The following is a 10091-nucleotide window of genomic DNA, read 5'->3' as shown; positions in this document are numbered from 1 at the left end:
GAGTCCCCTCAGGTCCACGTAAGTTGAGAAATTCGAAATCTGCCCCGTCTGATGGCGGGGCAGTTTCGCGTCCGGGGACGGTTGGGGCATCTCGCCCCCGTGCTCCTGGGCGAGGACAGCGGCCGCCGGTTCTGCTGGCACGAACGTGACGTGTTCGTCCTCGTCGATGACTATTCGCTTGAACAGCGCGCGGTTGAGCATGCGGCGTTCAGCAGGTTCGCACTTGCTGTAGAGGTCACCGAGGTCGGTGAGGACATCGACGATCTGATCGAGCCCCTCGTGAGCGCTGTGGTAGGTGTTCGCGAGGTTGTCGAGCCGGCTGTTGATGGCGTCGAGGCTTGTGCGGATGCGGTCCTGTTCGCTCTTGAGCAGGTCGAGCGGGATGGCGTCGGCGTAGTGGGCTTGGACGAGCTTGAGGCGTTCGGCATCGAGCTTCTCGCGCTGGGTGGTCAATACGGTGCGTTCGTTGTCGCTGGAGGCTTCGAGCTGGTCGAACACTTGGTGCAGTACCTGGCTGACGTGCTCGGCTTCCTCGTCGGTGAGCCCGTTGGTGCCGTAGTCGCGTTCGACGCGGTCCTCGATCCGTTCGGCGAGGATCGCCGAGCGGGTGCAGCCGTTCTTCTTGCGCCGCCCTGAACAGGTGAAGTACTCGTAGCGATCTCCTTGCTTGTCCCGGGGCCGTTCGATCATGAGCTTGGCGCCACACGAGCAGCACAAGCTCCCCTTGAGGTAGTGGTCGTACTTCTGAGGCCGCTCACCGACAGCGTTCTTCGCATCGAGCTGCGTCTGGACCCGCAGCCAGTTGTCCGGGTCGGCCAGCGGGATGTGGGCGCCGTCGTAGGTGACGCCGCGGAAGGTCACGGTGCCCTGGTAGTAGGGGTTGGTCAGGATTTTGTGCAGCCCGGTGGTGGAGACCGGCTTTGCCGGCTGTGAGGGTGTGGAGCGGGTCGTCAGGCCGCGGGTCTTCAACTCGCGGGCGAGGGAGGAGAGGGACCAGTCGCCGGTGGCGTAGGCGGCGAACGCGAACCGGATCAAGTCCGCGCGATCGGGGTCCAGTTCGATATCTCGGGCTTCTCGGCCTTTGGCGTCTGTGGTGCGCACGTTCAGGTAGCCCAACGGTGCTTTGGTCGGCGTGCCACCGATCGACGCTTTCTGCGTCATCCCTTTGAGGACTTCCTGGGCCAGGTTGAGGGAGTAGAACTCGGCCATCGACGCGAGGATGCCGTGCATGAGCATGCCGGAGGGGGTTTCGTCGATGTTCTCCGTGACAGAGACCAGGGTGATGTTCGCCCCGCGCAGGGTGGAGTGGATGATCGCGTCATCGAGCCGGTTGCGAGCGAGTCGGTCGACCTTGTTGATGATGCAGTACCGGACCGGGTTAGCTGCGATGTAGTCGAGCATTTCCTGCAACGCGCGGCGACGGGCGGTCTTCGCGGACTCGCCGGGCTCGATGAACTCCTTGACGATGACTGCGCCGAGCTGTTCGGCCTTGCGCTGGGCGGCTTCTCGCTGGGCGGGGATGGACAGACCTTCTTCGAGGCCGTTGCGGGTGGCCTGGTCCTTGGTGGAGACCCGCAGGTAGGTGACCGCTGGTATCAGCCCGTCAGCTCCTTCCTCACCGGTCCCGGCTATCTGGTGCCGCTGGTCAGTTGCCAGTGCGCGGAGTGTCGCGACGTCGATGCCGGAGGGGAGACTGATGGGAGACATGGAGTGACCGCCTTTCAGGTGCCCAACTGTGGGTTGGGCGTCTGGGGCGCCGGATGGCGGTCACGTCAGGATTCGAAAAGAACACCCCCGATAGGGGTTTAGGGTCTGTGCCAGCGACGCCGTGATCGTCGTGTTGGCTTCTGATTCTACCGTCTGGGCGTGAGTAGTTGTCGGAGGTGTTTGCCTGCTTGGGCGGTGGCGTCGTCATCGGATGCTCGCAGGGCGAGGCGGATGAGGACTTCGGCGACCTTCTCGGTGTCGATGTCCTCGCGCCTGTCGAACCGGACCCGGACTGGCCGGTCGGCGCCGACTCGATCGGTCCTGCGCGCATAGGAGCGAACCATCAGCGCTCACCTTGCTCACGTTGCGCACCGGGGCGATGGTCGAGGAGTTCACCGGTGGCGTCGTCGATGGTGGTGAAGAACGCGTCCTCGGCGGTTTGCCGCTGCCTGACCTGCTCTCGGACGAAGTCGATGAACTCATCGTCACGGTCAGTGATCACAACATCCTCCACCGGTGGTGGGGGCGTTTCGCCGGGCCAGGCGGTCTGCCGGGTCGCACGGTCCCGGTCGAGGCGGGTGCCGGATGCCGCCACCCAGTCACGCAGCCGCGCCCTGGTGTCGGCGAAGTCGCGGTGCCAGCCGACAGGTGCGGAGCCGTTCTGCTCAGGGTCGTAGGCGCACAGCCAGTGCAGGTGCAGGGCTGATAGTTCCCAGACCAATTCGGGGTGGTGGTGCCAGAACGGGGGGATCACGGCGGCGGGGAGCCCGTAGGTGTGGCGGAGCCAGTCGACCCACCGGTTCAGCTCCAGCCACTCTTGCTCCAGATCGTGGGCGGAGAGCAGGTTCCAGTTCACCGGGTGCGGCGGTCCGCCCAACGACTCGGTGGTCATCTCATCGCCAAAGTCGTCGTCCAGGTCGTCTTCGAGGTCGTTCTCATCGGGCTCGGGGGGTGGAGTGCGGGCGTTCATGATCCTGCTTCTCCCGGTTCAGCGACCCAGCACCGGCGTATCGGCAGCCGGTGAGGCTTGTGGCGGGTCGAACGCTCGGTTCTGCTGCCGGGATACGTTCTCGCGCTCTGCGGTGACACCTGCACGGCGAGGTGTTCGGTCCACGTCGTAGCGGGTCCGCGCGGTGTCGTGGCCGATCTTCTTGGCCACGAACTCCTCGCCCTCGATCTGTTGCCCGTCACGGGTGTAGGAGTACTCGTGCGCGTAGCCTTCGGCGACGAAGTTGTCGCCTTTGGTGAACCGCTCATACGCGCGTTCGGCCGTTGCGCGGTACAGCACGAGATTGCTGAAGCTCGGCTCCAGCTTCGTGAACGCCCCGTCCTCTTCGCGGTGGTAGTTCTCCTGCCCGAACCGGGCATAGAACCGAGCGTCACCGTTCTCCGTGGTGGTGAGTTGCGGATCGGTGGCGATGAATCCAGAGATGGACTGCTGCGTGCGGATAGCCATTGAACCTTCTCCTGACGATCAGTCGCGACCACCAGGGCGTGGTCGCTGTGTCAGGCAGGTGCACACCGCGACCCATGCTCGGATCAGGGCTTTCGGTGCAGCAGCGCTTCGATTTCTGCTCGGTCGGCCTTCAACGTGGAAGCGTCGGAGCGGGACGGCCAAGCCCGTAGATCGGTGACGATGGGTGGGGCGGCCCGGAGGAGGGTGACGCCAGTGCCAAACGGGAGCGTTCTGATCCGGTCAGGCGGCAGGATCGCGACGCGGCGAATGGAGCGTTGGTTGGAGCGGGTGCCGTGGTCGCCGAGGGTGACGGAGTCGGTGTACTCGTCGCGCTCCCCGATGAGTGTGGAGAGGTCTTGGAGGTCGCGGCTGTTGGAGGCACCGCCGAGGATGATCTTGACGATGGAGGCGTCCCAGATCGCGCCGGCGGCGTTGTCGTTCCATTTGTCGCGCGCCTGCGCCAATGACTGCAACACAGGCAGGGTGGTGATGCCGGTGCCGCCGCCCTCAGCCATCAGCGTCGGGAGGCTGGGCAGGGGGGCGAGGTTGCCGATCTCATCCAGGGCAAGCAGCAGGGGCGGGTCGAGGCGTGCGCCGGGTGAGCGGGCGGCGATCCGGCGGGCGGTTTCGATGAGGTCTTCGATGAACGCGGCCACCAGGGCGGCGGATGCGCCGGTGCCGGCGCCGGTGGCCAGCAGGTAGAGGGTGCCGCGGTCGCGGATGAAGGTCTCGGGGTCGAAGCTCTCACCAGGTCCAGGCGAGACAGCGTCCAGGACGCGCGGGTCGGCCAGCGCGCCGAGGGCCAGGGCGACGCCCTGCCAGATCGAATCCCTGGTTTTGGGGTCGGCGTCGATCATCGCTCCGAGGGAGTCCGCCCACCCGGTGGCTGCCTGGGTGTTGTTGGTGAGGATCGCGACGGCTTCGGCGGCGGCGGTGGGGTCGAGGGTCCAGCGAAACAGCTCGGCTGGGGGCCGGTGGTCGAGCGCCGCGGCGTGTAGGAGGGCTTGGAGGGCGGTGCGGGTCTTGCCTTCCCAGAAGCCGCCGGATTCGACCCCGCCGGCGGACAGGCCGGTTGCTGCGGACAGGCCGGTGGCTCGGATCATCGCCGTGAGCGGGTCCTCGCATCCGCGGATGGGTGACCAGCGCATTCCGGCGGGGATGCCTTCGGCGAGGTGTTGGGGGTCGAACACCGCTACCGGCCGACCGCCACGCTGCCGGGCGCGGAGGGTGGCGGTGAGGTTGTCCGGCCGCGTGCTGGTGGTGACCACGGCGCCGGGGGCGTCAAGGATCGTCGGGATGACGATGTGCAGGCCCTTGCCGGAGCGCGGGGGGCCGATGAGCAGGATCGAGTCCTCCACGCTCGCCCACACATCGCGCCCCTTGGACGCGCCGATCCGATACCCGACATCACCGGGTGCGGGTTTATCGAGGGATGGGCGCAGTGTCCCGGCCCGGCGTAGCAGCGCCTTCGCTGAGGCGGTTTGGGTGACTTCATGGGCCGTGGCGGTGCCGGCGAGGCGGCGCGGATCGGTCTCAACCCGGCGGGAGTGGCGGCGCAGCCGCATCCACACCCATGCCCCGGCCGTGACCAGGCCAGCGAGCATCGCCGCGGTGATGATCCAGTACACGGACGAGTTGAGCCCGGTGGCGTCGAGCGCGCCCGCGGGGTCGCCGGGGTTGAACAGCACTCCGAGCCCCGACGCCGGTCCAGCAGTGGGTTGGGGTGTACCGGTGAGGAACGCGGCAACGGACCCGGAAGCGCGCAGGATGAGCGCGATCCCGAACATCCCCACCAGGGCCATGAGAGCGGCGTTGGTCAGCTCGTCACCGAACGCCCCGGCCTGCCGCCCGGATGGGGTGCTCATGACAGCCGCCGCACGTGGATCGTGCCGGAAATGCGGCCGAACAGAATCACCTCGCCGCCGCCATCGGGCAGCAGCAACCGGAGACGACCTCGGTCCAGGAGCGTGCGGGCATGACCGGTGCTGATAGCATCGGTGTGGGAGACGATGACCGCGGCCGCGACGTCCTCGCCGGGCACGAACCCCTCCCCGATCATTTCGACCAGGTCCGGCCCCCGTTTGCTCCTGCTCGTGACCCGTGTTTCCCGTTCGTCCTCGGTCTTCGCTTCGGTGTCAGGCGGTTCGGACCTGTCGCGGCGACGGGCGCGGATGACGTCGGTGAACACGCTCCCGTCGCTTTCGTGCACCTCGATGCGCACCGTGATGGTCCGGTCCCGGGTCAGGGCGTCCAGCAGGGACCCGAAGGTGCTGCGCGTCCATGCTTCGCCTTCAGGTGGTGGGACGTCGGTGCCGTCGAGGGTGACGCCCAGGGCGCCGGTCTCGGTGACGGTGATGACCGCGTGCGGCAGCACAACCGGCGTCTCCTCTGGTTCCGGCCGAGGCGTGCGGCGTGGGGCTTTGCGGGTCATCACTTCACCCCCGAGGTGAGCCGCGAGCTGGTGTCGAACAGTGTCAGCTCGGCGGGATGGAGCTGGTGCTGGGTGACGAAGGCCCGGTCTTTGATCCGCCACAGCCCCTGCCCGACACCCAGGCCCGGGAGGAGCTTCTGCTCGGTGCCGGTCAGGCCAAGAGCCTGGGCGGTGGGGCCGAGCTGGTCGGATTCTTGCCGGTAGACGATCCGAGTCTCGGCGTTCGCGAGGAGGCTGTTGGCGAGGGATCGCATGGCGGAGCCGGCGTCGCCGACGTTGTCCAGGTCGGAGAGTTTGTGGAAGATCAGCATGTTCGCGATCCCGTAATGCCGCGCGAGACGCCAGTGCGCGTCCATCCGCTTCAACAAGGCGGGGTGGGACATCAGCCGCCACGCTTCGTCGTAGATCACCCACCGCTGCCCACCGTTCGGGTCCAGCAGCGCGGACTCCATCCACGCCGACGAGCACGTCATCAACACCGAGATCAATGTGCTGTTCTCGGTGACGCGGGACAGGTCGAGGCTGATCATCGGCAGGCTGGGGTCGAACCGGACCGTGCTGGGGCCGTCGAACAGGCCGGCGAGGTCACCGGCGACCAGGCGGCGCAGGGCATGGCCCACGAGCCGTCCGTCCTCGGCCAATCTGCCGTCGGCGGCCTCGTCCGGGGTGAGGATGCGGTCGACGACCATCGGCAGGATCGGCACGGTGTTTTCTGCGACGACTGCGGTGAGAGCGAGGTCGATCGCGGTGTGCTCCAACGGCGTCAACCCGCGGGCCAGGACGGTCTCGGCCAGAGCGCCGATGAGGTCGCGGCGGCGGGAGGCGACCGTGATGGCCCACTCCCGGTCCGACAGTCCGGTGGGCCGGTGGCCTTCATCGAGGGGGTTGAGGCGTGTGTTCAGGCCGTGGCCGAGGACGATTGCCCGTCCGCCGACCGCGTTGGCGACGGCGGTGTGCTCGCCCTTCGGGTCGCCGGGGACGTAGACGCGCCGTCCGAACGGCAGCGACCGCGTGTAGAGCGATTTCGCCAGCGAGGACTTGCCGGAGCCCACGATGCCGACGAGGACGACGTTGGGGGCGGTGATGATCCCGCGGGCGTAGAGGACCCAGGGGTCATAGACGAACGAGCCGCCGGAGTAGAGGTCTTGGCCGACGAACACGCCGTCGGCGCCGAGGCCGCCTTCGGCGACGAACGGGTACGCCCCCGCCAACGTCGCGGACGTGTCCTGATGGCGCGGGAGCCGGAACCTGCCGGGTGTGCGCAGCGCCGCCGGGCCGGGCTCACCGGCGGCAGGCAGGTACGTGGTCGCGCGTCGCTCAGTGCGTTCCGCATCGGCCTTCGCTCGCGCGGCAGCCTGCTCGGTACGGTGCTGCTCGGCCCGCAGCGCTGCGGCAGCCCGCCGGCGTCGCTTGCGCAGCCGGCGACGCTCAGCGGCCGGGGCCACCAGGACCGATGCGTGCAGCCGCTCGTTCTCTCGCGCGCTCACAGCGACAGCCCCCGCCCAGCCGACCGTGCGGAGCGGGCCGGCCCGGCGAACCAATCCCGGTCCACAACCGCCGGCCCCTGCTGCGCCCGCGCGGACGCCGGTGTCACCGAGGACCTTGGCGTGCTCGAATCGAGCGGGCCGACGCCGCTGATCGCTTCACGCGCGGGCACCACGCCGGTCTCATCCAGGCCCGGGTCGGACATGGCGGCAGGGTGTGCACGCAGGAGGCTGACGTGGCCCATGAACGGGTTGTACGTGAGGGTGTAGTCACCATCCGTGATCACCCGGTCGAGCTGCCCGGTGGGTGGTTCGTCGTAGACGTACCCGTTCTCCAGGGCCGCGTCGGTGGTCTCGTCCCCGTAGTCCCAGCCGCGCAGGTGCTCGACGGCCGCATCGGCGCCGTCCCGGTCGATCAGGTCGAGCACCTCGTCGGCCTCGGCGCCTTGGAGGAAGACGACGCTGATCCAGCGCCGCGGCGCGTCCGTGGACACTGCCTCCCCGTCGATCTCCTGGGCCGGGGCGTGCCAGGCGACGCGTCCCGAATGGGTCATTGCGGCATTGACGCGCTCCTCGACACCGTCCAGGAGTGTTCCGGCGTGGTGCAGGTCGTCTGCCGCGGCGAGGGCTTCGGCGGCACCGATCACGTGGTCACCGTCATCGTCGTGAGCGCGGTCGCGATGAGTGAGATGCGCGGAGCCGACCTGGTCGAGCACCTGGCGCAGCGATCGGACGCCCGAGAGGAGGTCACCGAGCACGCTGTAGGTGTCGGCGGGGTTGTCGAAGACGCGGCTGGCGTGCGCGAGCCCGCGCAGCGCGTCGGATGCTTCGGCAGCATCCTGGAGTGGGTCGTGATAGGTGGGCATGAGCGGCCTCCTGTGACAAGCGCGAAAGCCCCGGTCATCCGGGGTCGACTCTCAGGTGCACGCGCACCCCCACGGCGCGAGGGTCGGGGTGTACGCGGGGCGTCAGATGCGGCGGCACAGCGGCAGCGCCGCGGCGGTGAACGCAGCGGCCTGCTGTCCCACGAGCAGCCGGGTTTCACAGGAGGCTTGGATCGCGGCCTGCTCGATCGCGGCCACCCCGGCCTCCAGCTCTTCGACGGTGGGTGCGGAGACGCTGATGAGGCCGGTGAACCGCAGCACTCCGCGGCCGGCGGTCAGGTCGGCTTCCTGCTGGAGCACGTCGTGGTACTCGGCGGTCTGGGTGGCGTCTTCGATCTGCCCGATCTTCGCCCGCTGGGCTTGGTCGGAGATGTGCTCGACCTTCTTCTTGCGGATGTCGCGGGCGGCTTGGTCGGAGCGCATTGGGGTGCACAGCAGCGAGAACGAGCGTTGGATGCCGGTGGACAGCAGCACCGGGGACAGGAAGCCGGGGTAGACCATCGAGCGCGGCCACTCGCTGACCCACAGCACCGCGTGGTGGGCGGAGTCGGTGCGCAACCGGGCCCAGGACTCGTTGACGGCCACGGGACCGGCGGTGGCGAGGTGCTGGCCGAGTTCGCCGTGGCGCTCCAGGGTGGCGGCGATGGCCGGGTCGTACGCGCTGCGCAGGATCACCGCGATCTGTCCCGGGCTCAGCCACCCGGAGGGTTTCAGGTCGGCGGAGCGTAGGGCTGCGACCAGGGTGGACATCTCCTGGCGCAGGACGGCGGCGGCCCCGCGGATGCCGCCACCGGCGGTCCTGATCTGGCGGGCGGCGGTCTTCATATCCAGCGACAGGGACAAGGTGGTGGCGTGCCGTTCCCCGGCCGGCCCGGCACGCTCGATCAGTTCGGCGTAGGTGGTCGCGGCCCAGGTGTCGTCGGCGGTGCCGTGGGAGGCCCACCATTCGGCCAGTCCGGTGCCGGAGTCCGGCAGCGTCCGTTCCAGCACTTGCAGGGTGGCGATCCGCCCGGAGCGGCACACCGTGGCCAGCACGCGCCCCCAGGAGGTGACGCGGCGTTCCTGCTCACCCGGGTCCAGGAGCACGAACGCCGGATGGGTCACCTCGCAGACCACGGTGAGGGTCGCAGCGTGGGGGTCGTGGATCATCCCGGCGCCGGTGTCGGGGTCGGTGTACTCCCGCAGCCGGGCCATGTCCCCGGGCAGCGCGAGCGTGCCGACCGGCCGCGGTGCCACGATCCGGCGCCGGTACAGCAGCTGGCCCGCGGTGGAGCGCCACAGCCACCAGCACGCCACCGGCAGCCACTCCACGGCCGGACGCCCAGCGACGGGTACCCAGCTCAGGGCGGCGGCGAGCACCCAGACGGGTGCGGTGTAGGCCAGCAGGATGCCTCCGCCGGCATACAAGGCGCCGACGACGGCGAGGACGCCGGTGGCGAGGGTGATGAGCTGGGATAGGGACAGGCCGAGGAGGATGCCGCGGCGGGTGAGGCGGGAGAACTTGACCGGCACCAGCTGCGTGGTGGACTCCTTCTGCTTCGAGGTCATGGCCCCTTCAGTCCTTCCCGGTCGACTTCGGCGCCGGCGGCGGGGCCGGCTTCTGCGCACGCGGCTCCGGTTGTGCCGAGCCCGGACCCGCCGATGGTGTCTTCGGCTCGACCGGAGGCGGAGCCTTCGTGGCCGGTGGGGACGACGTCGGGGACGCCGCCGGAGGGGGCGTCGCGCCGGTCTGCCCGGCGCTGTCGGCGGCCGTCTCAGCCTGGTTGGCGAGGGCCGTGCCGGCCTTGGGGCCGGCGGTTGCGGCGTCCTTGGCGACCTTCGCCGCGATCACCGCTGCCGCGGCCGGTCCCGCCGCCGCAGCACCCGCACCGGCGCCAGCGCCCGCACTGGCACCGCCGCCTGCTCCTGCGCCGGCTCCAGCGGACCCACCGGCGGAGCTGGCGCCACCAGCGGCACCCGTCGCGCTTCCGGATGCCTGCGGTGTGGAGGTCTTGGCCCGGGGCGGCGCCTTCCCACCGCCCCCAGCGTTCCCCCTGCTGCCGCCGCCGCTTTCGTTACCGCTGTTGTTGGCGCCGTCGAGGACCTTCTTCGGGCCGTCACCGGCCGGTGGGAATGTCAACCTGATCTGG

At 69.1% G+C, this 10091-nt stretch carries 8 protein-coding genes and 1 pseudogene; all 9 read right to left on the bottom strand.

All coding sequences use genetic code 11. The features are described 5' to 3' along the window. Positions 1-1707, bottom strand: a 1707-nt coding sequence (locus B4E30_RS05265; RefSeq protein WP_286793835.1) for a recombinase family protein, incomplete at its 3' end; no start/stop codon positions are given. Between the two features lie 343 nt (positions 1708-2050). Beyond that, positions 2051-2677, bottom strand: coding sequence for a hypothetical protein (locus B4E30_RS05260; RefSeq protein ID WP_119076365.1), 627 nt, complete (start codon positions 2675-2677; stop codon positions 2051-2053). An 18-nt stretch (positions 2678-2695) separates the two neighbouring features. After that, positions 2696-3163 (bottom strand): single-stranded DNA-binding protein, encoded by a 468-nt coding sequence (locus B4E30_RS05255; RefSeq protein ID WP_119076367.1) that lies wholly within the window; start codon positions 3161-3163, stop codon positions 2696-2698. Between the two features lie 83 nt (positions 3164-3246). Beyond that, entirely contained in the window at positions 3247-5028 is a 1782-nt protein-coding gene (locus B4E30_RS05250) for a type IV secretory system conjugative DNA transfer family protein (RefSeq protein WP_119076369.1), read from the bottom strand. Further along, positions 5025-5594 (bottom strand): hypothetical protein, encoded by a 570-nt coding sequence (locus B4E30_RS05245; protein ID WP_162903864.1) that lies wholly within the window; start codon positions 5592-5594, stop codon positions 5025-5027. Before B4E30_RS05245 ends, B4E30_RS05250 begins: the two co-directional genes overlap by 4 nt. Next, positions 5594-7081 carry an ATP-binding protein gene (locus B4E30_RS05240; protein ID WP_286793830.1) on the bottom strand — a complete coding sequence of 496 codons (1488 nt, stop codon included), beginning with the start codon at positions 7079-7081 and terminating at the stop codon, positions 5594-5596. Before B4E30_RS05240 ends, B4E30_RS05245 begins: the two co-directional genes overlap by 1 nt. Next, entirely contained in the window at positions 7078-7944 is an 867-nt protein-coding gene (locus tag B4E30_RS05235) for a hypothetical protein (RefSeq protein WP_119076139.1), read from the bottom strand. Before B4E30_RS05235 ends, B4E30_RS05240 begins: the two co-directional genes overlap by 4 nt. 102 nt (positions 7945-8046) lie before the next feature. Beyond that, positions 8047-9510, bottom strand: coding sequence for an SCO6880 family protein (locus tag B4E30_RS05230; protein WP_286793827.1), 1464 nt, complete (start codon positions 9508-9510; stop codon positions 8047-8049). A gap of 7 nt (positions 9511-9517) precedes the next feature. Beyond that, positions 9518-10091: pseudogene (locus tag B4E30_RS05225) on the bottom strand (conjugal transfer protein TrbL); the annotation flags it as partial.

It is taken from the genome of Microbacterium sp. UBA3394 (assembly GCF_002358725.1).
Taxonomy (GTDB): domain Bacteria; phylum Actinomycetota; class Actinomycetes; order Actinomycetales; family Microbacteriaceae; genus Microbacterium; species Microbacterium luteum.
The sequence above is the reverse complement of the archived record's forward strand: the minus strand, read 5'-3'. Positions and strand labels throughout refer to the sequence as shown.

Coding starts and splice junctions, on each gene's coding strand:
- B4E30_RS05260 (WP_119076365.1), bottom strand. CDS start 2,677: ATGAACGCCCGCACTCCACCCCCCGAGCCCGATGAGAACGACCTCGAA.
- B4E30_RS05255 (WP_119076367.1), bottom strand. CDS start 3,163: ATGGCTATCCGCACGCAGCAGTCCATCTCTGGATTCATCGCCACCGAT.
- B4E30_RS05250 (WP_119076369.1), bottom strand. CDS start 5,028: ATGAGCACCCCATCCGGGCGGCAGGCCGGGGCGTTCGGTGACGAGCTG.
- B4E30_RS05245 (WP_162903864.1), bottom strand. CDS start 5,594: ATGACCCGCAAAGCCCCACGCCGCACGCCTCGGCCGGAACCAGAGGAG.
- B4E30_RS05235 (WP_119076139.1), bottom strand. CDS start 7,944: ATGCCCACCTATCACGACCCACTCCAGGATGCTGCCGAAGCATCCGAC.
- B4E30_RS05230 (WP_286793827.1), bottom strand. CDS start 9,510: ATGACCTCGAAGCAGAAGGAGTCCACCACGCAGCTGGTGCCGGTCAAG.